Origin of the sequence: Galbibacter sp. PAP.153, assembly GCF_037029175.1 — a bacterium.
In the GTDB taxonomy this organism is placed as follows: domain Bacteria; phylum Bacteroidota; class Bacteroidia; order Flavobacteriales; family Flavobacteriaceae; genus Galbibacter; species Galbibacter pacificus.
Genome location: NZ_JAZEUN010000023.1, coordinates 10,825 through 33,633, shown reverse-complemented (window position 1 = coordinate 33,633; position 22,809 = coordinate 10,825). Strand labels below are relative to the sequence as shown.

The following is a 22,809-nucleotide window of genomic DNA, read 5'->3' as shown; positions in this document are numbered from 1 at the left end:
AAGGTTGATAGGTTCCATGCTTTCTTGTGCAACATATGTTTGCCAGCAAGCGCAGGACATTTATTCTTTATTTTTCAATGGGGCTAAGTGCCCATTCATCGATCCAACGGGATAATACTTTTACCCATGCTTCATCATCGTTCAAGCAGGCGAGCATATGAAACGTTTTGCCTCCATTTTGTTGAAATTCATGCCGGGCCTCCATTCCAATTTCTTCTAAAGTTTCTATACAATCTGACACAAATGCGGGGGTAACCACGGCAAGCTTATCGACGCCTTCGCTTGCAAATTTATTAATTGTTTTGTCGGTAAAAGGTTGCAACCAAGGATCTATACCCAATCTTGATTGAAAAGAACTTGAGTATGTCCCTTCCTTTAACCCTAAATAAGCGGCCACCTGCCTTGTGGTTTCCAAACATTGGTGACGGTAACAAAATTGATGCGCAGGAGAAGCGGTTTGGCAACATTGCCCGTCTATTTTACAATGCGACTTTGTAATATCAGACTTTTTGATGTGCCTTTCCGGAACCCCGTGGTATGAAAACAGCAAATGGTCCCACTCCTTATTTTCCAATTGCGATTGAATGGATTCGGATAACACGCGCACATAATCCGGGTGATTGTAAAAAGCCGGCACATTGGTAAACTGCATTTCCGGAAAATGCCTTTGCCGCAATTCTTCGGCCTTGACCAAAATGGTTTCCGTTGTGGCCATGGCAAATTGTGGGTATAGGGGTATTAATAAAACATCGGTTACGCCTTCGTTATAAAGTGTTTGCAAACCGTTTTGTATGGATGGGTTTCCGTAGCGCATGGCCAAAGCCACGGGAACCTGTGTTAAATGGTCTATTTTTTCCTGCAATCTCTCTGAAAGGACAATTAACGGGGATCCTTCCTCCCACCAGATTTTTTCATAAGCTGCCGCAGATTTTTTTGGCCTGGTATTTAAAATTATTCCTTTTACAATGAAAGTGCGTAGCCATAAAGGAAGGTCTATAACTCGTTCGTCCATTAAAAACTCTTCTAAATATCGCTTAACATCTTTAGGGTCTGTTGAATCTGGAGAACCCAAATTAACCAATAATACTCCTTTCATTCATTCTTGCTTTTCTGCTCTGTGCCAAGCAGGTTTTTAAATTTTTTGCAAAGCTAATGCTTTAACATATTAATTTCTTCTTTTTCCCTGTTAAGGTTTTATGCCGTTATAAATAATATTGATATTAATCACGCCCCAAGCAATAGGTAAGACCTCCCAATACATGCGCTACAAAAAGGGGTTCTGAATAAGACTCGATGGTATGGCCCCCACCGGTATAAAAGGCCCGGCCACCATCAAACTCATGATACCATGCAATTGGATGGTGCTCGCCGTTTTCTCCGCCATCATATGAATTTTCATCTAAATTAAGCAACACATGTATATCGGGGTTAATATCTTTAAAGTTATACCACTCGTCGTTCCTTTTCCACGTTTTTCCGGGCAACATTTGTGTTGAGACATGTGATTTATCTAGAATCTGTATTGTGGCCTTTCGTACATTTGGGTTATTAGGGTGACTTACAAAATAAGCCCCGACCAGTTTTCCGTACCATGGCCAGCCATATTCGGTATCGCTGGCGGCATGGATGCCCATAAAACTGCCTCCGTTTTGAATGTATTTTTTAAAGGCCTGCTGTTGTTCGTCCCCAAGTACGTCCATGGTGGTGGAAAGAAATAAAACTACCTTGTATTTTGATAGGTTCGATGTGTTAAACTGCAACGAATCTTCTGTATGCACAACTTTAAAATTATTTTCATTTCCCAGTTTTTTTATCAGTTCGACACCTGTTTCAATAGATTTGTGCCTATATCCATTGGTTTTTGTAAAAACAAGCACCTGTTCTTCCTGCGGCACTTTGCCCGTGTTATCTTTTTCTGAATCTTGTGCGGTACAAAATAAAAAGCAATTGAGGAACAAAATAAAAAAGACTTTGCAAGTTGGTTTTAAGCTTATCATAATTTAAGTGTTTAATGACATTATGTATTTTTTTGGTGTGGTTCCGTACTTTTTCTTGAAAGCGGCAATAAAATGACTTGCGGTGCTATATCCTACGCGCAAACCGACTTCGTTTACATTAAGTTCGCCCGTTTCGAGCATTTTTCGCGCATATCCCATTTTATAATCAAACAAAAAACTATACACCGAATCTCCATAGACCTGCTTAAACCCTTCTTTTAATTTTTTTAAGTTTAACCCTATTTCATCCGACAGTTCTTGAAGCGAGGGCGGTTCAGCCATTCTGGAAATAACAATGTCTTTTGCCTTTCTAATGCGGCGGACATTGTCTTCGTCTATTAAAAACGGACATTGTTCTATATCGGCGTCTTCCGGTTTGTTGAAATAAAGGCTCAATAGCTCGTATATCTTCCCTTTTAAATAAAGCGGCTTTATGGACGGGTGCAGATTATAATTCATCATCTGGCTTAAAACCACAGACATCACCGGGGTTATTATGGCATTGTTGTAATATTTCTTATCTATATTTTCTTCATTTAAAAAATGAATATAATCTGCTTCCGAAGAAAAAAGCGAGTGAAACTTCTTTATGGGTATCAATACGGAGATAAGCCAGGTTTTCGAGTTGAGCTCCAAATTAATGGGTAAATCCCGTTGTGGGTTGTAAAGTAGTAAAGCTTGGTCTTCTTTTAAGTCAATGGCATAATTTCCCTGGTTAAAATGAAAAATCGAACTTCCCTTTAAACAAAAGTGGAACTGGATAAAACTACTGTCAATTTGTTTGCTAATATGCTGAATGTCATTACCTTCATTTTGAATTTTCAACAAAGTCAGCCTATCTTCAATTATAATTTCTTCCATGAGCACTTACAGCGTTATTTTTTTATAAAATCAAGCACTTGTAATTTCCGTGTATTATTTAGAATTGTTCTAAACAAAAAACCCGAAAAGGGTTTATTTTACTTCAAAAGTACATTATTTTAAGCTATAAAAGTCCAAAAAAACACTGTTTTTCTTATAACGACATAAAAAGTTCTTCTAGCGTTATTTTTTTACTTTTATAAAATTTATTTTTGTCACCGATTTCAGAAAACACTGAATGGAAGCTTATAATATATCAAAACATAGTTCTTTCTACGCCATTGGCATTAGCTACAAAAAAGCCGATGCCGCACTTAGGGGGAAATTCAGTTTGGACGAGACAGCAAAAAATGCACTTTTGGACCAAGCGAAGTCTGCCGGGATAGATGGTATTTTAGTAACCTCGACCTGCAACCGGACCGAAATATTTGGTTTTGCACAGCACCCGTTTCAACTTATACAACTGCTTTGCGGCAATTCCAACGGTACCGTGGAAGAGTTTCAGAGTATTGGTTATGTATATAAGAACAACCATGCTATTTCTCATTTATTTAGGGTCGGGACCGGTTTGGACAGTCAGATTTTGGGCGATTTTGAAATTATCAGCCAGATAAAGCAAAGTTTCATAGCTTCAAAAGAAAAAGGGGTAACCAATCATTTTATGGAGCGTCTTTGCAATAGCGTAATACAGGCAAGCAAGCGCATTAAAAACGAAACCGAGATTTCATCGGGGGCAACTTCGGTTGCATTTGCTTCGGTACAATACATTTTGGCCAAAGTGCCCGATATTTCCAATAAAAACATTTTGCTTTTCGGAACGGGGAAAATAGGCCGGAACACCTGTGAAAACTTGGTAAAACACACCAAGAATGACCATATTGTACTCATTAACAGGACCAAGGATAAGGCAGAGAAGGTTGCCGGGAAATTCAATTTAATAGTCAAGGAATACAGCAACCTACCGGAAGAAATTAAAAAGAGCGACGTTCTTATCGTTGCAACGGGCGCCCAAAAGCCAACCATTTCAAAAGAACTTATTTACACTTCAAAAGATTTATTAATTTTAGACTTATCTATCCCCCAGAATGTCGATCTTAATGTGGAGGAGCACAAAAACGTTACCTTGGTACATTTGGATCAGCTGTCTAGAATTACGGACGATACTTTAAAGCGCAGGGAAAAATTTATTCCGCAGGCTGAAGCAATCATCCAAGAGGTAGAAACCGATTTTAAACATTGGCTGGAAACGCGAAAGTTTGCCCCCACCATTAAAGCATTGAAAAAGAAGTTAAAAACATTAAAAGATGCCGAAATTGATTTTCAGCGTAAAAAAATAAACGACTTTAATGACGAACAGGCAGAAATTATAAGTAACCGCATCATTCAAAAAATCACGACGCACTTCGCCAATCATTTAAAAGAAAGTTCAAACACCTCAGACGACAGCATCGAACTTATAAAAAAAGTGTTTCAATTAGAAACTTCAAAATGAATAAACTAATAAAAATTGGAACTCGCGATAGCGAACTGGCGCTATGGCAGGCTAACCACGTAAAAGATTTATTAATCCGCAATGGCCATGAAGCAACGATTGTTCCTGTAAAATCAGACGGGGACCTTGTTCTGGACAAGCCCTTGCACGAATTGGGGATTACGGGCATTTTTACCAAAACCTTGGACGTTGCCATGCACAACGGCTCCATAGACATAGCCGTACACAGCATGAAAGATGTTCCAACGCAGTTGCCTTCGGGCATAGTAAAAGCTGCCGTACTGGAAAGAGCAAACACAAAAGACCTGCTTATACACAAAGAAAAACCTCAAGAGTTTGGCAAAAAAGCAACCATAGCCACCGGGAGCCTTAGGCGCAAAGCACAATGGCTTAACAGATACCCAAAGCACACCATTGAAGATCTTAGGGGCAATGTAAATACACGTCTTCAAAAATTAAAGGACAATGCTTGGGACGGTGCGGTTTTTGCCGCAGCAGGTTTGGAACGGATCAACCTAAAACCCAAACATTATACCGAACTGGACTGGATGATCCCTGCACCTGCACAAGGAGCCATGCTTGTGGTTGCCATGGAAAACGACAACTATTCCCGAAAAGCACTGGAAAAACTAAGCCATTACGAAACCGATATCTGCACGAGCATCGAAAGGGACTTTTTAAGGACTTTAGAAGGTGGCTGCACGGCACCTATAGGAGCATTGGCAACTATTGATATTGATTACATAAGCTTTCTTGGCGGTGTTTTCTCTTTGGACGGAAAACAAAAAGCAACCGTTGAAAAGAGAGTACTTATTGAACATTGCGAAGGTTTAGGTGCTTTATGTGCCAAAGAAATATTAAGTTTGGGTGGAGAAGAAATAATGAAAAAAATTAAAAAAGAATTAAGTGTGTGAGAAAAGTTAGTCCGCAACGGTTATTTTTTTTAATAATTGACTTTATTGTCATTAGTTTTCTCATTTTTGATTTTGGGTTTTTTATTTACGAAAAATTCAGGGCCCATAAACTCATTATCATAAGTGCATTAATATTAATCTTACTTGGCACCAATATATACCGCTATTTTATTTTAAAAGACAAAACCCGAAAACTCCTTAGCCTAACCTATGTCAGCATTTTTTCGGCAGTGGTGCTTTTAAGCATAGGGGTGTATGTTTTTGCATCCCAACATATTTTGCAACAATACCTTTTTAAAATAAAACCGTTTTTAGAAGGGTCTCTGCTGCTCTACCTTATTTTAAGGCTTACCATTGTAATACGTTATTTGTACAGTATTTACTTTAACCCTGCAATTCTTTTTGCGGGAAGCTTTTTTATATTCGACCTCATAGGTGCCTTTTTATTAATGTTACCAAAGGCAACAACCGTTGGGGAATTGCATTTTATAGATGCCTTTTTTACCTCGACAAGTGCCGTGTGCGTTACCGGCTTGGCAGTAATGGATACTGCTACCGATTTTACCGTATTTGGGCATACCATAATATTGTTCCTTATACAACTGGGCGGTTTGGGAATATTAACCTTTACCTCTTTTTTTGCTTATTTCTTTAAAGGCGGTTCATCGTTTAAGGAAACGCTCTATGTAAAAGATTATGTTGCTTCTGAAACCTTAAAGGACACTTTAAAATTTGCCATGAACATTGTTGCCTTTACCTTTGCTTTAGAAGGTATAGGCGCTATTTTTATTTATTTTTCAATTGAAGACCTCTCTAAAATAGACAACCCCATCTTTTTTAGTATTTTTCATTCCATATCGGCTTTTTGTAACGCTGGGTTTTCAACAGCTCCCGATGGGCTGTTTAATGAGGCATTGAGGTTTGACTACCCTTTTCAATGGGCCATTATGACACTTATTGTTTTTGGGGGCTTGGGTTACAATATCGTTTTTAATTTCTTTAGCTATTTAAAAACATACATTTTTAATTTGTTCAACCGCGAACATAAAGCACAATTGGTAAGGCTAATAACCCTTAATTCTAAAATTGTAATGACAACAACCATGCTCTTGCTTATTTCGGGGTTTGTATTTTTCTATTTTAACGAAAGCAGCAATACACTTGTAGAACACAATTCTACCTTTGGAAAAATTACCGCGACCGCATTTCAATCGGTTACCCCAAGAACAGCAGGTTTTAACACAATAGATTATGCGCATTTAACCATGCCATCTTTATTGTTTGTAATTTTGTTGATGTGGATAGGTGGCTCGCCAGCATCAACGGCCGGTGGTATAAAAACCACTACTTTTGCTTTGGCTACACTTAATATTTTTGCCATTGCCAGAAATAAAAAGCAAATTGAAATTGGAACCCGCAGTATTGATAATGCTACTTTAAACAGGGCTTTTGCCATTTTGTGCATTTCATTAATAATTATTGGTATTTCCATTTTATTGCTATTGTTTTTCGAACCCAAAAGAGACCTTATCTCACTTGCATTCGAGTCTTTCTCTGCATATAGCACCGTTGGGCTCAGCTTAAATTTAACCCCCGTGCTGAGCTATCCCAGCAAGGTGGTAATAATTGTTGTAATGTTTATTGGACGGATAGGAATGCTCAACATCCTTATAGGGGTTTTAAGACAAATGAACACTCAATTCTATGAGTATCCAAAAGAAAATATACTAATCAATTAAAAATTGGTATTATCATGAAAATAATAATCTTTGGTTTAGGAAATTTTGGGACTTCGCTCGCCATGAAACTTACCGAGTCGGGCAACGAAGTTATTGGCGTAGACCTAAAAATGGAAAAAGTCAATCTCTTAAAGGACAAAATCGCCCACGCCATCTGCCTTGACGCGACCAATGAGCTGGCATACGATTCGCTTCCTTTAAAAGATGCGCATATTGCCATTGTAGCCATTGGCGAAAATGAAGGGGCCGCAATTATTACCACGGCAATTTTAAAAGATAAAACCGAGGCAAAAATTATAAGCAGGTCCCTATCTCCTGTGCACGACACGGTGCTCAAGGCCATGGGCATTAAAAATATTATCCACCCCGAACAGGAAGCAGCGGCAAACCTTACGGGAAAAATCAACTTAAAGAACGTTCTGGACAATTTTAATCTGGACGACGAGTATTCCATTTCCGAAATTCAGGCGAAAGATTCTTTTGAAGACAAAACACTTCAAGAACTGGACTTCAGAAAAAAATACAACCTCAACGTGGTTACCATTATACGCCCTTGCAACAAAAAGAACTTCTTGGGCAACAAAATCAAAAAAAAGGAAGTTATAGGTTTGCCCGACAACAACACACGTATTCAAAAAAATGATCTTTTAATAGTTTTTGGAAGAAACGAAGACATTTCCAATTTTGGAGAAGAAATTTCTAAATGATAAAAAGGATTGTAAGAAATGATCGAAATTTTAAGTACGAAACGACTTAGCGTTACACAAAAAAATATTTTAGAAGAAGCAGCCATTCAATGTATTGAAGAAGATTTTATTGAAATAGCCCCGATATCGTTTAAGGCTCCCGAAACCATTGAAAATGCAATCTTTACCAGTAAAAATGCAGTAAATGCAATTCTGGACCGTTCCATAAAAATAAAAAATTGCTTTTGTGTAGGCGATAAAACCGAAGCCCTGCTTAAACACCATGATTTCAATGTAGTTGAAAAAGCATATCAAGCTGGGGCACTGGCAAACAAAATTGTGGCAAAACACCCGGACAAGGATTTTTACCTGTTTTGCGGCAACCTCCGCAGGGAAGAACTGCCAAAAATGCTCCGGAAAAACAATATTAAGCTCAACGAAATTCAGGTATACAAAACCAGGCTTACTTCTAAAAACATGATTCGTCAATATGATGGGATTTTATTTTTTAGCCCCAGTGCCGTAGAAAGCTATGCACAGCGGAATTTATTTGAAGACACCACCGTTTTCTGCCTTGGAAAAACCACTGAGGCTGAAGCCAGAAAACACACCAACAATATCATTACCGCCAACAGGACCACTATTGAAAATGTGCTTGTTCAGGTAATCAAGCATTTTAAAGAACATTAAGCTTCCTGCAAGGTTTCCAAAAAACCTTGTAGGTGTAAAAAACAAAACGTTGGGATTCAACAAAAACTCAACCTTGTAGAAAAATAAAAACATGATAAAAAACGACCTTTTTTTAAAAGCCCTGAAAGGAGAAACCGTGCAAAGGCCCCCGGTTTGGATGATGCGCCAAGCAGGAAGGTATTTGCCCGAATTTATGGCGTTGAAAGACAAATACGATTTTTTTACCCGCTGCCGAACACCAGAGTTGGCCGCCGAAATTACCGTACAACCCATTCGTATTGTTAAGCCCGATGCGGCTATTTTATTTTCAGATATTTTGGTCATTCCACAGGCCATGAACATTGAAGTGGAAATGAAACCCGGCCTGGGGCCATGGTTGCCAAATCCAATCCGGACAGCCAAAGACGTCGATCAGGTAATTGTTCCCGATATCAATGAAGAACTGGGCTACGTTATGGATGCCATTAAGCTTACCAAAGAAATGTTGAACAACGAAGTTCCGCTAATCGGTTTTGCCGGTTCCCCATGGACCATTCTTTGTTATGCGGTTGAAGGAAAAGGCTCAAAAAGTTTTGATACTGCCAAGGGTTTTTGCTTTTCGCAACCCGAAGCTGCCCATGCTTTGCTCCAAAAAATAACCGACACTACTATTCTTTACCTCAAAGAAAAAGTGAAAAACGGGGTTAATGCCGTTCAGATTTTCGATTCTTGGGGCGGAATGCTTTCTCCTGTTGATTATCAAGAGTTTTCCTGGAAATACATCTACCAAATCGTAGAGGCCTTGGCCGGTGAAACCGAAGTAATTGTATTTGGAAAAGGCTGCTGGTTTGCTTTAAATGATATGGCAAAAAGTAAAGCTTCTGCTTTGGGCATAGATTGGACATGCTCGCCTAAAAACGCACGGTATTTAACCGGCGGGAACATCACTTTACAGGGGAATTTCGACCCATCCCGATTGCTATCACCCATTCCGACCATTAAGAAAATGGTACACGAAATGATCGATGCCTTTGGGAAAGATAAATATGTCGTGAATCTGGGGCACGGAATTTTACCAAATATTCCCGTAGACCATGCCAAAGCCTTTATCGAAGCGGTCAAAGAATACGAACACAAATAAAATGAATCTCGGACGCATCATAAAGTCGCTTTCATGGAAACAGCTTATTAAGTTGGTTTATTTTGCATTAATGCGGCCTATTTTTTTTTACTGTTTTGTAAAAGCCACTAAGCAATGCATAGGCATGTCTACCAGCTATTTTGGCAAGACACACCATAAAAACAACAAAGCCAATGCATACAGGCATGCACTGTGGAACATGTTAATTGCCTATCGTTCAACCAAAGCAGGAAAGAGCCTTTCCAAGGCATTGGATTGGGCAAAAACCATAACCGATTGGCATGAATCGGCTTTTGCGAATAAAGACTTAGAGAAAGCAATGGACTTGCACAACAATAAAATGGGACGCATTTGGTTTGAAGAAATATATCGGCAAAACAATGCTTTATCGACTACAGACCTTCATCATAAGTTGATGAAAGAGCTAGACCTGAGCGAAAAAGTTTCAACCGTCAATTCCTCAGCATTTGTTTTAAAAACCTTAGTTTATATTAATAATTGTATAGATGTATTCACGTTTGAAAATTATCAGTTTAAAATGGATGATCAAGGGTTCATTCCTTTATCCGAATTTGCCGACCCATTATTCGAGAATGATGTTGTAAGCCTTGCCCGAATTGTCACCGAACAACCGGACGATGTCCTGTTCAAGAAAAAAAATGTAAAGCATAACATCCGCTTTAAAAAAGTAGAAATTCCACCAGAACCTATGTTTCCGGACATAACGCATAGAATAGCATGCCAAGGTGGCATCCACAAAGATTCCTTTGCTGATTATACTGAAATTATGCGATCGCTTCAAAAGCAATCCAGTGAATGGTTTGAAAAATTTGTAGACGATTATAATGAAGAAGTAAAAAAACGATTTCCAAAAAGATAATTCTTAAAAACACATCCCATTTTCAACATGCATAAGCTCATCATTTTTATACTATTATTTTCCGTTGTTAAAGGATTCGGTCAAGAACTGGAATTCAATCCTAAAAAAGATCATCCTTATTCCTTTGAAACCGAATTTCTTATTTTAAAAGAATCCGTTATTGAACTAGCGCTTAAAACAGATATCGAAGCCACTTTCTTAAAGGACGATGCAAGTTTCAACATGAAGGTCAACAGGTTTCAATTGAATTCTATGGGGTTTAACATCGACAGCAGAAACCCTAAAAGTTTGGGAAGGGATAGCACAAAAATTCGACAATTAACATCCAAACCATTTATCTTTCAGATTGATGAAGGAACTATGAAACTGGTAAGCCATAAAAATATGGAGGATGCTAATAAAGTACAAGATATCTTAAAAGAATTGGGGAAGTATTGCAATCCCACTTACAATAAACTATACAAAGACATTGTTTTAAAAAAAGGATATTCTTGGAGTACAACCGATTCAATTTCAAGTAAATTACTCGATGCCAAAGCACAACCCGTAACGTTTCACTATACAGTTGAAAACATCAATAGGAAAGAAGTCATCATATACGGAAAGAGTACTTTGGAAGAAAAACACGGCACCATCTATATGGCCGTAAAATACATTTTGGACAAGAAAACAGGAATACCTCTTTACACCAAGTATATATCGTATGGTGACGACGTAATCACCTTAATGATAAACAAGGCCGAAAATTATGAAGCCCCAAACATGTATGATGAATACATGGCAATAGAACCTGCCCTGAATTATCTCAGCTATATGAAATATAGCAACTTAGGCTTTGACCCTATAACATATACTTATAAGAAAAACCCTTTGACAACCGATAAAGAAAAACTCGAAAAAATTATCGGGCAATCTTTAGATAGCTTAACCATTGATAGTCCCGGTCTCAGCAATATGTATTTTCTTTCCGGATATAGAAACAAAAATGCAGCTGTTTTAGATTCTCTTTTAACCGGAACATATGCAGAGGTAAATGCTATTCGTTTTATAGATAAAAATGGAGAAACCATGAATATAAAGCCCAATACCAATATAAAATACTACACACCAATGTATATGGGGCCTTATCATCCAGGTTTGTACCAAAAGGAAAAAGAAAGTATGGTAGCAAAAGTCAAACTGGATATTACCACAAATAGCCCCACCAAAAGGGAAACCGTTCATCTAACATCCTCCGTAGAAGAGGATGCCGATTACCATTTTAAATTATCTGATAGTACGGCCATTATAAGCTTTAAAAACTACCTCAATATTGATTATAAGTCCTTTAGATTTTATGACAAGGATGGCAACGAGCTAACTGCTGAGTGGGTTCCTAATTACATGAATGAAAGTTTTATCGTAAGCCATGACGCTTTTACACAAAAATTCATTGAGCAAGTGCCGGGCGAAAAGAAGATTCTATACAGTATGAAATTTATTGTGAAAAATGCCATAAAAATGACATTCGATGTTCTTACTGGGGATATAAAATTCAGGTACAAAAAAACAATTTCTAAGAAACACTCATAAAAATGCCGGTTAGGATCATTGAAAAATACGACAGACAATTTGAATATGCTGGTATTTTAATGAATACATTTATTGTATACCAATTTTTGCAACTCTGGTTTTTCCCACAACTCAACCAAGCAGAAAAAATCTATTCCATGTCGTCGTTAATGGCCTTTGAGTTTGTGTTGGTACATTCGGGTGTTTTTATGGCATTGATGCCCAAAAAATGGTCGCTTATCGTCTTTGTCCCCTTTTACGGTCTTTTCGCTTATGCTTTTAATAAATCGATGCCCAATAACGTTATTTTAATTACCTATATGTTTGTAATTTTAAACAGAATGCGTTTTGCCTTTTTTAATGTCGATAAAAAATTAAAAGACCGAACTATTCTTTTTTCTATTATTGCCCTTATTGCCTATTTCGTATTACTATTTATAGTAGCCTTTAGCTCAAAAATACTTCCCCCTTTTGGACTTACAAACGAATTTTTAAACACCTCGGGGTACAACGAGCTTAAAAACAGCTCGGGAGGCTCGGGAGGTTTGTTTTTAGATGCCCCGCAAACAGGATTACTTATGGGGGTTTTATATTACAGCGTGCTCACCATTATTGAAGCCAAATTAATTTCATATAAAAAATGAAATCAACATGAAAGAAAAGTTTTATCAATACATACAAAACCTGCAAGACACCATTACGTCCAAACTGGAAGCAATTGATGGGAAAGCCTCTTTTCAACAAGACCTTTGGGAACGTGCCGAAGGCGGTGGGGGAAGAACGCGGGTTATAGAAAACGGCAACGTTTTTGAAAAAGGCGGCGTAAATATCTCGGCTGTTCACGGTCCGCTTGCCCCGGCCATGCAAAAATATTTTAATATGAATGATTGCGATTTTTTTGCCTGCGGACTGAGTTTGGTGCTACACCCCCAAAATCCATTTGTCCCGACCGTTCATGCCAATTGGCGTTATTTTGAAATGTATAATAAAAAAGGAGAAGTCATCGATAATTGGTTTGGCGGTGGTCAAGATTTAACCCCATATTATTTATTTGAAGAAGATGCCAAACACTTCCATCAAGTATGCAAAATAGCCTGCAATAAGCACGATGCAGCTTTTTACCCCGATTTTAAACAGAAATGCGACAACTATTTCTGGAATGCTCACCGAAATGAAGCCCGCGGAATTGGCGGCTTGTTTTTTGATTACTGCAAAGCTGAAAACGGCATGAATATGGAAGATTGGTACAATTTTGTAACCGAAGTTGGCAATAGTTTTTTAGAGGCATATGTTCCTATTGTTGAAAAAAGAAAGGATATCCCTTTTTCAGATGAAAACAGAAATTGGCAGGAAATACGCCGTGGACGTTATGTAGAGTTTAATTTGGTGCACGACAAAGGCACCTTGTTCGGGCTCAAAACCAATGGCCGTATTGAGAGTATTTTAATGAGCCTGCCGCCACATGTACAATGGGTTTACGACCATCATCCGGAAAAGGGGAGTAAGGAAGAAAAATTGGTCAATGCACTAAAACAACCAAGAAAATGGGTATAAAAAAGGAACTTTTTATTTGTTTTGTTTTTGCGGGTTCTTATTGTTTTGCGCAAGTAGACAGTACGGCAAGCACTAACTATATTCAAAAATATCACGATAAAATTGCCCTAAAACTATTGTTTATCAATGCCCCAAACAATTTCTTTTTCACCAATGAAAACGACGATATAAAATACAACATTATCCCCAATAAAAAAGAACGAATCGCTCTAAATGTACAATACCGTGCAATTGAATTTGGCGTGGGCATCTCCCCTAACTTTCTGCCCGGAAATGACCCGGACAGCAATGCCGAAATCTATAACCTTAATTTCAGGGGCTTTTACAAAGGCTGGGTCTGTAATTTAAGCTTTTATCATCAAAAAGGATTCGACATTAGCTATGATGGTACCCGAACAGAAGCTCCAAAATTTGAAACCAATAAAATTGGTGGCTCTATTGCCTATTCCTTCAACGAAAACTTCTCGTACAGGGCAACCATCGGGCAACGCGAATGGCAGCGTAAAAATGCCGGGAGCTTTATGCCGAGCGTATATTGGTTTTATACAAACTTTGTCATGGAATCCAGCGGGTTCGACAATAATAACGGTGCCTTTAATATAGCCTTGGCACCTTCATATTTTTACAATTATGTAATAGGTAAAAATATTTTACTCACTGCGGGCACTTCTGCGGGATTTGGTTTAAATTACAACAATTTTGGCGATGAAACATCCATAAAACCCTTGTATGAGTTTGCCCTTAATGCAGGCGTAAGCTTTAATTACAACCGCTTTTTTTATGGCGTACAGGGCAATGTTATTTTTTTAAAACAAAAACTGAACAACTATATGCGTTTAAGCGATAATATTACCTATGTAAATGTGCATGTAGGCTATCGCTTTCCGGCCCCCAAGGCACTTACCAAAACAGCAGACAAAATCAACGAAAAACTTAACTTACCTAAAGAAGATTAAATTAAAACTAGTAAATTCGACAATTATGTATCCGCTAAAAAGAAACAGACGCTTAAGAAGCAATGAATCCATTAGGAACCTAGTTCAAGAAACTGTTATTACCCCTAACGATTTTTTGGTGCCGCTTTTTGTGGTTGAAGGAAAAAACACAAAAGAAGAAATAGCTTCCATGCCCAATTATTACCGGTTTAGTCTGGATTTACTTGAAAAGGAAGTAAAAGAATTATGGCAACTTGGGTTAAAATCGGTGTTATTGTTTGTAAAAGTACCCGAAAACTTAAAAGACAATAAAGGCACCGAGGCCCTGAATCCAAACGGATTGATGCAACGCGCCATTAAAACCATAAAAAATGCCGTTCCAGATATCCTGGTAATGACCGATGTTGCATTAGACCCCTACTCTGCTTATGGGCACGACGGTATTGTGGAAAATGGCGAAATTTTAAACGATGCCTCTGCCGAGGTACTGGCAAAAATGGCACTTTCGCACGCTCAGGCCGGCGCCAATTTTGTGGCTCCAAGCGATATGATGGACGGAAGGATCTTAACCATGCGGCAAACACTGGAAAACGAAAGCTTTTACAATACCGGAATAATGAGTTATAGTGCCAAATATGCATCCGCTTTTTATGGTCCGTTTCGCGATGCCTTAGATTCGGCTCCCGTAGACGCAAAAGATATTCCAAAAGATAAAAAAACCTATCAAATGGACCCTTCTAACCGGACAGAAGCCATAAAAGAAACCCAGATGGACATAGATGAAGGCGCCGATATTGTAATGATAAAACCGGGCTTATGCTATTTAGATATTGTACGCGACCTAAAAAATGCTTTTCAAGTGCCCATTGCCGTATATCAGGTAAGTGGCGAATATGCTATGATTAAAGCAGCGGCCGAAAAAGGATGGCTCGATCACGATGCGGTTGTTTTAGAACAAACCATGGCCATAAAAAGAGCCGGTGCCGACATTATTGCCTCCTATTTTGCCAAAGATGTGGTGAAATTAATCTCATAAAAATTCAAACAATACGTCATATCGAACAGATGTGAGATATCTCATTTTACTTGATATGGTGTATTTTACATTGTAATTTATTCAAGGCCTAAATGAAAAAACTGATTTTTATTACCCTTGCCCTATTTTCTTTTATAATGAAAGCACAGGATACACCCATAACAGCATTTTTAGAAAAATGGAACAATTCGAAAGATTACCTGTTAAAAATTGCCGAATTAATGCCCGAGGAAAATTATACTTTCAAACCTACCGAAAGGGAAATGACCTTTGAGGAACAATTACTTCATATAAAACAGAACATGGATTGGCTGGGGAATGCCTATTTTAATGCCCCAAAAATTGATGCTCACAAAAAATACGCCAATAAAGAAGCCTTGATTAATGCCTTGATTGCCTCTTTCAACAATGTCTACAATGCAATCGAAAAAACACGGGAAACCGACCTAAAACAAAAAGTCGATTTCTTTGCCGGCGAAAAAACCAAACTACAAACCCTTAACTTATTGCAGGATCACGTAACACATCACCGGGGTCAACTTATTGTTTACCTTAACCTTAACAACATAGAGCCTCCAAAGTATATAGGTTGGTAAAATGCCGCTTACAATTAAACTAAAACGGCCGTCCTAAAACCGTTTCTTGGTTCTTAACAGATATATACTTAAATTAGCCATAAATCACTCGTATGGGATTACTTATTTTTTTTGCCCTTATTTCTATATTTTTCTCTTTTTTGTGCTCTGTTTTAGAGGCTGTTTTTTTGAGTGTAACCCCAACATACATCAATGTTAAAAAGCAAGAGGGAAAAGCTTATGCCTTTACTTTGGAAAAATTAAAGCACGATGTCGATAAACCGCTTATCGCTATTTTAACCATCAATACCATTGCACATACGGTTGGAGCTATTTTGGTAGGTGTTCAGGCCGAAAAACTTCCTTACGACATCAATATCTATGGCGTCAACTTTGTTGGTATTGTTTCGGCTATTATGACTTTTTTAATTTTGGTACTTTCCGAAATTATCCCAAAAACCATCGGGGCAACCTACTGGAGACAATTGACCAATTTTACCTCCAAGACCTTGACCATTATGATTTTTGTATTGAAATGGACAGGCATTATCTGGGTGCTTCAACTTACCACCAAAGTAGTTGGCGGAAAAGACGCACACGGCTCGGTCTTTAGCAGGGAAGATTTTACGGCCATGGCCGATATTGCTCATGAAGAAGGCGTTTTTAAGGAGTCTGAATCGACCATGATTAAAAACCTGATGCGCTTTGACCAAATTCTGGCCAAAGATATCATGACCCCCCGAACAGTGATGAAAGCCGCTTCGGAAGATACTTCCATCGAAACGTTCTTTGAAAAGAATCCCAAGCTACGCTTTTCCCGTATTCCCGTTTATAAAAACAATGTAGACAATATTACCGGGTTTGTTTTAAAAGATCAGGTCTTGGAAGCCATGATCGATGGGTCGGGAAAAGAAAAACTCAGCACACTCCGACGCGATATTTTAGTTGCAAGACGAAGTATTCCGTTACCGGAACTGTTTCAAAAATTTATAGGAAATCAAGATCATATTGCTTTGGTTGTTGATGAATATGGCTCCATAAGTGGCTTGGTTACCATGGAGGACATTATTGAAACCATGCTCGGACTGGAAATTGTGGACGAAAGCGACAATGTAGAAGACCTTCAGCTATTGGCACGCCGAAACTGGCAAATACGTGCCGAACGTATGGGTATTTTTGAAAAAGCTATTGAAGAAGGAAAACAAGATGATACAGGCAATAGTTAATACTCCCTTGGGAAAGACCAAAATTACCGGAGATACTGCCGGGATTTCCTCCATTACCGTATTAAATGATGAAGCACAAACTTCAAAAACCATCCCTGATGAATTAAAAAATGCCGTTGAGCAACTTTTAGCCTATTTTGAAGGAACATTAAAAGATTTTGATTTTCCACTCGCTCCAAAAGGCACCGAATTCCAACAAAAAGTATGGAGCGCCTTACTGGAAATTCCTTACGGAAAAACCACCAGTTACCTAGAATTGTCCAAAAAGTTAGGCGATGTAAAAGCCATTCGCGCGGTGGCCGCCGCCAATGGTAAAAACCCGTTATGGATTGTTGTTCCTTGCCATCGTGTAATTGGTAGTGACGGTTCGCTTACGGGCTATGCCGGTGGCTTATGGCGTAAAAAATGGCTTTTGGAACACGAAAACCCATCGGCACAGCAATCTTTGTTTTAATAGAAATATTACTATATTTAGCTTAATTTCATCAAAATTTCATGAAACTAGTCGTCAAAACTTTTAGAGCTATGCTCTTTATCGTTGGAATAGGGTTGATTTTCTTGTATATTTTTGGGTATGCTTACATGATAAAGGCCGTTCGTGTAACCTATTTAACAGGACATTCCACTGCTTTTATTGACGATTACAGCTATTTCGACAATGAAATCATTCAGAAAGGGAATAATCCGCAACCGTGGCCGGAAGCAGCTTCATATAAAAACTCTTTGTCCGAAAATCTTGACAAGCTTCATCAAGAATACGGAACGGCTGCATTTCTTATTATAAAAAACGACACTATTTTAAGGGAAAAATATTATGATGATTACGACCAAGATAGCCAAACCAACTCATTTTCCATGGCAAAAACCCTGGTGGTTTCATTAATGCAAAAAGCCATTCAGGAGGGCTATATAAAAAGTCTAGATCAGCCTGCAACCGATTTTTTTGAAGAATTTAATACCGATTTAGGTAAAAAAATGACTGTTGGCGACCTTGCGTCCATGGCTAGCGGCCTTAATTGGGACGAAGCCTATTACAGTCCGTTTTCCATTACAACCCGTGCCTATTTTGATGACGACCTTGCTAAAATAATTCTAGGCCTAAAAGTAGTGGACGAGCCCGGTAAATCGTTTAATTATTTAAGCGGCAACACCCAATTATTGGCCATGGTCATTGAAAAGGCAACCGGGCAAACGCTTTCCAATTATTTATCACGAAGCTTTTGGCAACCCATGGGCGCCACCAATATGGCATTTTGGCAATTGGACAGTAAAGAGCACGGCCTTGCAAAGGCTTATTGTTGCATTGCCGCCACTGCCAGGGATTTTGCCCGTTTTGGCAAACTATATAAAAACAATGGGGAATGGAACGGGAAGCAACTGTTGGATTCAACTTTTGTGGCAAAAGCTACAAAACCAAGGTTTCAAGACGGCCCCATGTACGGTTATGGGCTTTGGCTTTTACATTATAAGGAAAAGGACTTTTTTATGCTCCGCGGACATTTGGGGCAATACGTAATTGTACAACCGGAAGACAATTTCATCATTGTTAGGTTGGGGGACAGGACTTCAAATAACAGCATAAATTCTTTCAGCAAGGATATATATCAATATATTGACGAATCGTATAAAATTCTTAACGATGCTAGATAAAATAAGTCTTGAAAACATTCTTTTTCTAGATATTGAAACGGTTCCCCAACACAAAGAATACCACGAACTGGACGATGATAAAAAAATGCTTTGGGAACAGAAAACACAGTACCAGCGCAAAGATGAGTTTACTGCCGGTGAGTTTTATGACCGTGCCGGGATTTGGGCCGAATTTGGTATAATTATATGCATTTCGGTAGGCTATTTTACATTTAAAGGCAACAAACGCAACTTCCGGGTAACTTCTTTTCACGGAGAAGAACGTCAAATTTTAACCGACTTTAAATCGCTTATGGAAACACATTACCAAGAGCCCTACAAACTACTTTGTGGACATAATGCCAAAGAATTCGATTTTCCTTTTATTGCCAGACGGATGATTATTAATGGAATAAAATTACCTTCAAAATTGAACCTTTTTGGTAAAAAACCATGGGAAATACCACATTTGGACACCATGGATTTATGGAAATTCGGCGATTATAAACACTATACTTCATTAAAGCTTTTAACCAATATTCTTAATATCCCATCGCCAAAAGACGATATTGATGGAAGCATGGTAAAACACGTTTTTTATATTGAAAATGATATCGACCGAATTATTACGTATTGTGAAAAAGATGTTATTGCCGTAGCTCAAATATTTTTGCGCCTACGTGGAAACGCCCTTTTGGATGAGCAGGAAATTCTACATGTCTAGATCGGCCATTATTCATGCAGATCAAATAGGTTGATGCCCTTATTGCTTTAAAAACTTCGCTCCGGTCATTTTTCCATTTTCCTGAACAGCTACAATATAAAGTCCCGCTGGGAAATTAGATACGTCTATTTGCTTTTTATAACCATTTCCCTGGTCCACCAACGTTCCGGCGGCATTAAAAATCTGATAATCGCCATTGGTTTCTGTAAGCCCGTTTATGGTTATGTTGTTTATCGTTGGGTTAGGGTATACGTTTATTCTTTTAATATCATTTTTAGTAGCAAGCAGCTCGCTTTGCTCCATTGCGGCAAGTTTGTCTAAAGAACTAACTCTATTTGCGGTGTTAGCATAACCCTTAATACTTACATTATCTATATAAACACTGGTGGTTTCATTGTAAATTTGTGTTTCAATCTTTATTTGGGTATTTTCAGAAAATTTAACCTCTTTGTTGTCTATAGACAATGTTGCTCTATAAAAATAACCGTCCTCTACTTCTTTATTAACAACATATGTTTCTATTTCGTTCCAACCGGTCCCGTTATTGTAATACACCACCACTTTGTCATTGTTCTTTGTAGCAGTAGCCAGCAAATAAAAATCGACCGTAATTTTTTCGTAAGGCAGTATATTCATTTTAGGAGTTTGAATAGCAGCAATTCCCGTTTCCCTACTGCTGGCCGCAATAGATTTATCCAAGGCATATTTACCCTTGCTTGCTCCCCAAATTCCTGCTGCTCTCCATGTCCCGATTCCGTTTTCAAAATTGTTGAATGCAATTTCATCGGAAAGGCTTTCTTCCGAAAGGGTGTTTATAGCCAAGGCCGTACTTTTTTCTGAAGGGTTCCCGGCCGCATCAATCGCTATTATTTCTATTTTATAAGAAGTATCTGCCTGTAACCCGCTAACCGAAATGGTGTTATTTGATGTTTCCTGTATTTTAATATCATCTATATAAACTTCATATTTAACTGTGGCAACATTATCATCAGACTTTGCCCATTGTAGGTTAAAAGAAGTTTGCGTCAAGGCAGAAACAGCTATATTTACAGGCTTACCAGGCGCCTCATTATCTAGAAGCTTGGTTTTAAAGCTTTTAAGCAAACTATATTCAGATTCGGCCAACTCAGAGCAAAGGGTTCTTACTTTCCAGTCGTAAACCGTGTTTTGCGACAATGACTCGAGTTTGTAATTATTTTCGGTAACCAAAGCAGTGTTCCAGTTTACGGCTGTACTTTTATTGTTGGTATGCTCACGGTAAGCAATTTCGTATATGGCATCGGTTACATGTTCCCATTCTATGGTAGCAGAATTTTCGTTTATTGCAGAAGTTGTTAAATCTTGAGGGGTGTCAAGTACACAATCGCTTCCTTTTGTTCCGGTAACAACCAAGGAAAAATCTTGAGATACAGTTGCCAAATTACCCTTGTGGGTTACCGTTATTGTGTAGGAACCCGATGCTTTGGGGATTTCTATTTTTTCAAATGGATCTACATTGTTCACCCCTTTTTGAGCCGCGTTGTTTACATTTGATGCCGATAACTTCCATGGATAATACACAACATCTTCTTCCCCGTCTTTAGTAATTGCAATATCAAGGTCGTTTACCAATACTGCGGTTTGGTCGTTTAATTTTCCTTCATTTTTATTGGCATTTGCAGGATCTGTCCAGGAAATGGAAGCCATTAAATCCTGTCCTTCTTCTGCATTAACGGTAAAGGTGTACACGCCTCCGTTTTTTATATTCTCTTCTTTTATTACCGATTCAAACCCGGCTTTTGAAATTGTTTGGGCCGCTTTTTTTGTGTTGATAATCCCCCAACCAAATTTATAATCGGGACCGGGAAAATCACCTGCTTCGTCGGCAGTATGCAAAGCCAACCCCTTAAGCGTGGCTGCTTTCATGAAATTTCCATGCGTTTCTTTGTAATATTGCTGAAGTAATAATAATGCTCCGGTAACGCCGGGAGCCGCCATAGAAGTTCCAGATTGCGATAAATAGCTTGTGTCGTTATCATTATAAGCCGAATATACATCGACACCCTCTCCGGTAATGTCCGGTTTGATCCTTCCGTCGTCGGTAGGGCCGAAATTACTAAACGATGCTATTTCGGCATTCAATAAATTACCTTCGTCATCCAAAACTATTTTATCGGCCGCGGCAACCGTCAATCCATTTTTGGCAACGGCATATCCCAATAAAAGATCATATGCGTCGCTGGCCGTGCCCACTATTGGAGTTTCGTTGTATTGATATTGCTGTGTATTTCCAGCGGCAGTTACCATTAAATAATAGGGGGCATTGTACATAATCTCATCCCAATCTTGAGCTTGATAAATGTATGCACCAAAATACCAATCTGGAATTGTTTTGGCACTAATCCCGTATGAGTGGTTTGACAATAACATTCCGTTTGCGGCGGCTTCTGCTACTTCGGCTTCATCGTTGGACCAATCAAAAGTAACACCTTCAGCATTAAAGGCCACTCCTTTTGCCTTGGTGTCTACCCCCGCTGCCAAAATGGTTCCCAAAACATGGGTAGCATGCCCGCTCGACCTTTTGGAATTATCTCCCGACTGAACCCGGCCCGTAAATTCCTGATGTGTCATTAAGGCATTTCCACTATCCCAAACCCCAACATACATTCCTAAACCGTCTACATCCAGGTGAAGGGCACCTGTTTGATACAAAGAATTAGACCTAGACGAAGTCACAACATTATCGTTGTGTGTAGAAAAATATATTGGCGCTCCGTCCGGTCCAATTTTTTCCAACTCCATAAAACCTCCGTTGGGAAGTCTCTTAGAGATTTCCCACCCTTTAGATAATGCTATTCTATGTGCTTCTTGACGGTGTAACAAAGCACGTTTTTTTAATCTTGAGGAAATCGACTTAAGGACTTTGCCCTGCACTTCATTTACATGGGAATCTCTTCTAAATTGCTGTTGCGCTATTGTAGTTTGAATACTAAAAAAAAGAATAACTGTAAGTACAGTTGAAACGGTCGGGTTAGTTTTAATACTTTTCATAGTAATTGCGATTTGGTATTTCTAAAGTAAGAGTAATTCCAAATCTACCCGATAAAATGCGCGATTTATTCGATGAAATGCATATGATTTTTCGATGAACTACATAAAAAAGCAATATTTGAAATCATATTACTACTTTTTATGTAGTATTTTTCTGTATATAAAAGTGT

General features: G+C 38.5%; 21 protein-coding genes. 17 read left to right on the top strand and 4 right to left on the bottom strand.

Annotation, left to right across the window (positions count from 1 at the left end):
• Window positions 1-67 precede the first annotated feature (67 nt).
• The 3 genes from hemH to UXI14_RS14555 form a co-directional block, all read right to left on the bottom strand.
• A complete protein-coding gene (gene hemH, locus UXI14_RS14565) occupies window positions 68-1,096 on the bottom strand; it encodes a ferrochelatase (RefSeq protein WP_277900447.1) in 1,029 nt (342 codons plus the stop codon).
• A gap of 124 nt (window positions 1,097-1,220) precedes the next feature.
• Window positions 1,221-1,997 (bottom strand): ThuA domain-containing protein, encoded by a 777-nt coding sequence (locus tag UXI14_RS14560; protein ID WP_335966767.1) that lies wholly within the window; start codon window positions 1,995-1,997, stop codon window positions 1,221-1,223.
• Between the two features lie 3 nt (window positions 1,998-2,000).
• Window positions 2,001-2,858 (bottom strand): AraC family transcriptional regulator, encoded by an 858-nt coding sequence (locus UXI14_RS14555; protein ID WP_335966766.1) that lies wholly within the window; start codon window positions 2,856-2,858, stop codon window positions 2,001-2,003.
• A gap of 238 nt (window positions 2,859-3,096) precedes the next feature.
• On the opposite strand from UXI14_RS14555, the gene hemA reads away from it, so the two are divergent.
• From hemA to UXI14_RS14470, 17 genes are all read left to right on the top strand, one after another.
• Complete coding sequence (hemA, locus tag UXI14_RS14550; protein WP_335966765.1) at window positions 3,097-4,350, top strand: glutamyl-tRNA reductase; 1,254 nt, start codon at window positions 3,097-3,099, stop codon at window positions 4,348-4,350.
• Entirely contained in the window at window positions 4,347-5,264 is a 918-nt protein-coding gene (hemC, locus tag UXI14_RS14545) for a hydroxymethylbilane synthase (RefSeq protein ID WP_335966764.1), read from the top strand. Before hemA ends, hemC begins: the two co-directional genes overlap by 4 nt.
• Complete coding sequence (locus tag UXI14_RS14540) at window positions 5,261-7,003, top strand: potassium transporter TrkG (RefSeq protein WP_335966763.1); 1,743 nt, start codon at window positions 5,261-5,263, stop codon at window positions 7,001-7,003. Before hemC ends, UXI14_RS14540 begins: the two co-directional genes overlap by 4 nt.
• A 14-nt stretch (window positions 7,004-7,017) precedes the next feature.
• Entirely contained in the window at window positions 7,018-7,710 is a 693-nt protein-coding gene (locus UXI14_RS14535; RefSeq protein ID WP_277900453.1) for a TrkA family potassium uptake protein, read from the top strand.
• Between the two features lie 18 nt (window positions 7,711-7,728).
• Entirely contained in the window at window positions 7,729-8,379 is a 651-nt protein-coding gene (locus UXI14_RS14530; protein ID WP_335966762.1) for a uroporphyrinogen-III synthase, read from the top strand.
• Window positions 8,380-8,470: 91 nt separating this feature from the next.
• On the top strand, window positions 8,471-9,499 hold the full coding sequence (gene hemE, locus UXI14_RS14525) for a uroporphyrinogen decarboxylase (protein ID WP_335966761.1): 1,029 nt from the start codon (window positions 8,471-8,473) through the stop codon (window positions 9,497-9,499).
• A 124-nt stretch (window positions 9,500-9,623) separates the two neighbouring features.
• Entirely contained in the window at window positions 9,624-10,379 is a 756-nt protein-coding gene (locus tag UXI14_RS14520; RefSeq protein WP_335966760.1) for a hypothetical protein, read from the top strand.
• Window positions 10,380-10,406: 27 nt separating this feature from the next.
• Window positions 10,407-11,951, top strand: a complete 1,545-nt coding sequence (locus tag UXI14_RS14515; protein WP_335966759.1) for a hypothetical protein — start codon at window positions 10,407-10,409, stop codon at window positions 11,949-11,951.
• Between the two features lie 2 nt (window positions 11,952-11,953).
• Window positions 11,954-12,574 (top strand): hypothetical protein, encoded by a 621-nt coding sequence (locus tag UXI14_RS14510; RefSeq protein ID WP_335966758.1) that lies wholly within the window; start codon window positions 11,954-11,956, stop codon window positions 12,572-12,574.
• 7 nt (window positions 12,575-12,581) lie between these two features.
• Entirely contained in the window at window positions 12,582-13,484 is a 903-nt protein-coding gene (hemF, locus tag UXI14_RS14505) for an oxygen-dependent coproporphyrinogen oxidase (protein WP_335966757.1), read from the top strand.
• Window positions 13,475-14,440 carry a DUF4421 family protein gene (locus UXI14_RS14500; protein ID WP_335966756.1) on the top strand — a complete coding sequence of 322 codons (966 nt, stop codon included), beginning with the start codon at window positions 13,475-13,477 and terminating at the stop codon, window positions 14,438-14,440. The genes hemF and UXI14_RS14500 overlap by 10 nt, the downstream gene beginning before the upstream one ends.
• A gap of 25 nt (window positions 14,441-14,465) precedes the next feature.
• Window positions 14,466-15,455, top strand: coding sequence for a porphobilinogen synthase (gene hemB, locus UXI14_RS14495; RefSeq protein ID WP_335966755.1), 990 nt, complete (start codon window positions 14,466-14,468; stop codon window positions 15,453-15,455).
• Window positions 15,456-15,547: 92 nt separating this feature from the next.
• Window positions 15,548-16,051, top strand: coding sequence for a DinB family protein (locus tag UXI14_RS14490; protein WP_335966754.1), 504 nt, complete (start codon window positions 15,548-15,550; stop codon window positions 16,049-16,051).
• 92 nt (window positions 16,052-16,143) lie between these two features.
• Entirely contained in the window at window positions 16,144-17,256 is a 1,113-nt protein-coding gene (locus UXI14_RS14485) for a hemolysin family protein (protein ID WP_335966753.1), read from the top strand.
• Complete coding sequence (locus UXI14_RS14480) at window positions 17,237-17,710, top strand: methylated-DNA--[protein]-cysteine S-methyltransferase (protein WP_335966752.1); 474 nt, start codon at window positions 17,237-17,239, stop codon at window positions 17,708-17,710. Before UXI14_RS14485 ends, UXI14_RS14480 begins: the two co-directional genes overlap by 20 nt.
• A 71-nt stretch (window positions 17,711-17,781) precedes the next feature.
• Window positions 17,782-18,906, top strand: coding sequence for a serine hydrolase (locus UXI14_RS14475; RefSeq protein ID WP_335966751.1), 1,125 nt, complete (start codon window positions 17,782-17,784; stop codon window positions 18,904-18,906).
• Window positions 18,896-19,609 (top strand): 3'-5' exonuclease, encoded by a 714-nt coding sequence (locus tag UXI14_RS14470; RefSeq protein ID WP_335966749.1) that lies wholly within the window; start codon window positions 18,896-18,898, stop codon window positions 19,607-19,609. Before UXI14_RS14475 ends, UXI14_RS14470 begins: the two co-directional genes overlap by 11 nt.
• A gap of 39 nt (window positions 19,610-19,648) precedes the next feature.
• Here the strand turns inward: UXI14_RS14470 and UXI14_RS14465 are convergent, their stop codons facing one another.
• Entirely contained in the window at window positions 19,649-22,639 is a 2,991-nt protein-coding gene (locus UXI14_RS14465) for a S8 family serine peptidase (RefSeq protein ID WP_335966748.1), read from the bottom strand.
• Between the last annotated feature and the right edge of the window lie 170 nt (window positions 22,640-22,809).

Coding starts and splice junctions, on each gene's coding strand:
- UXI14_RS14560 (WP_335966767.1), bottom strand. CDS start 1,997: ATGATAAGCTTAAAACCAACTTGCAAAGTCTTTTTTATTTTGTTCCTC.
- UXI14_RS14530 (WP_335966762.1), top strand. CDS start 7,729: ATGATCGAAATTTTAAGTACGAAACGACTTAGCGTTACACAAAAAAAT.
- hemA (WP_335966765.1), top strand. CDS start 3,097: ATGGAAGCTTATAATATATCAAAACATAGTTCTTTCTACGCCATTGGC.
- UXI14_RS14470 (WP_335966749.1), top strand. CDS start 18,896: ATGCTAGATAAAATAAGTCTTGAAAACATTCTTTTTCTAGATATTGAA.
- UXI14_RS14485 (WP_335966753.1), top strand. CDS start 16,144: ATGGGATTACTTATTTTTTTTGCCCTTATTTCTATATTTTTCTCTTTT.
- hemF (WP_335966757.1), top strand. CDS start 12,582: ATGAAAGAAAAGTTTTATCAATACATACAAAACCTGCAAGACACCATT.
- UXI14_RS14480 (WP_335966752.1), top strand. CDS start 17,237: ATGATACAGGCAATAGTTAATACTCCCTTGGGAAAGACCAAAATTACC.
- hemB (WP_335966755.1), top strand. CDS start 14,466: ATGTATCCGCTAAAAAGAAACAGACGCTTAAGAAGCAATGAATCCATT.
- hemC (WP_335966764.1), top strand. CDS start 4,347: ATGAATAAACTAATAAAAATTGGAACTCGCGATAGCGAACTGGCGCTA.
- UXI14_RS14510 (WP_335966758.1), top strand. CDS start 11,954: ATGCCGGTTAGGATCATTGAAAAATACGACAGACAATTTGAATATGCT.
- UXI14_RS14490 (WP_335966754.1), top strand. CDS start 15,548: ATGAAAAAACTGATTTTTATTACCCTTGCCCTATTTTCTTTTATAATG.
- UXI14_RS14555 (WP_335966766.1), bottom strand. CDS start 2,858: ATGGAAGAAATTATAATTGAAGATAGGCTGACTTTGTTGAAAATTCAA.
- hemE (WP_335966761.1), top strand. CDS start 8,471: ATGATAAAAAACGACCTTTTTTTAAAAGCCCTGAAAGGAGAAACCGTG.
- UXI14_RS14535 (WP_277900453.1), top strand. CDS start 7,018: ATGAAAATAATAATCTTTGGTTTAGGAAATTTTGGGACTTCGCTCGCC.
- UXI14_RS14475 (WP_335966751.1), top strand. CDS start 17,782: ATGCTCTTTATCGTTGGAATAGGGTTGATTTTCTTGTATATTTTTGGG.
- UXI14_RS14515 (WP_335966759.1), top strand. CDS start 10,407: ATGCATAAGCTCATCATTTTTATACTATTATTTTCCGTTGTTAAAGGA.
- UXI14_RS14465 (WP_335966748.1), bottom strand. CDS start 22,639: ATGAAAAGTATTAAAACTAACCCGACCGTTTCAACTGTACTTACAGTT.
- hemH (WP_277900447.1), bottom strand. CDS start 1,096: ATGAAAGGAGTATTATTGGTTAATTTGGGTTCTCCAGATTCAACAGAC.
- UXI14_RS14520 (WP_335966760.1), top strand. CDS start 9,624: ATGTCTACCAGCTATTTTGGCAAGACACACCATAAAAACAACAAAGCC.
- UXI14_RS14500 (WP_335966756.1), top strand. CDS start 13,475: ATGGGTATAAAAAAGGAACTTTTTATTTGTTTTGTTTTTGCGGGTTCT.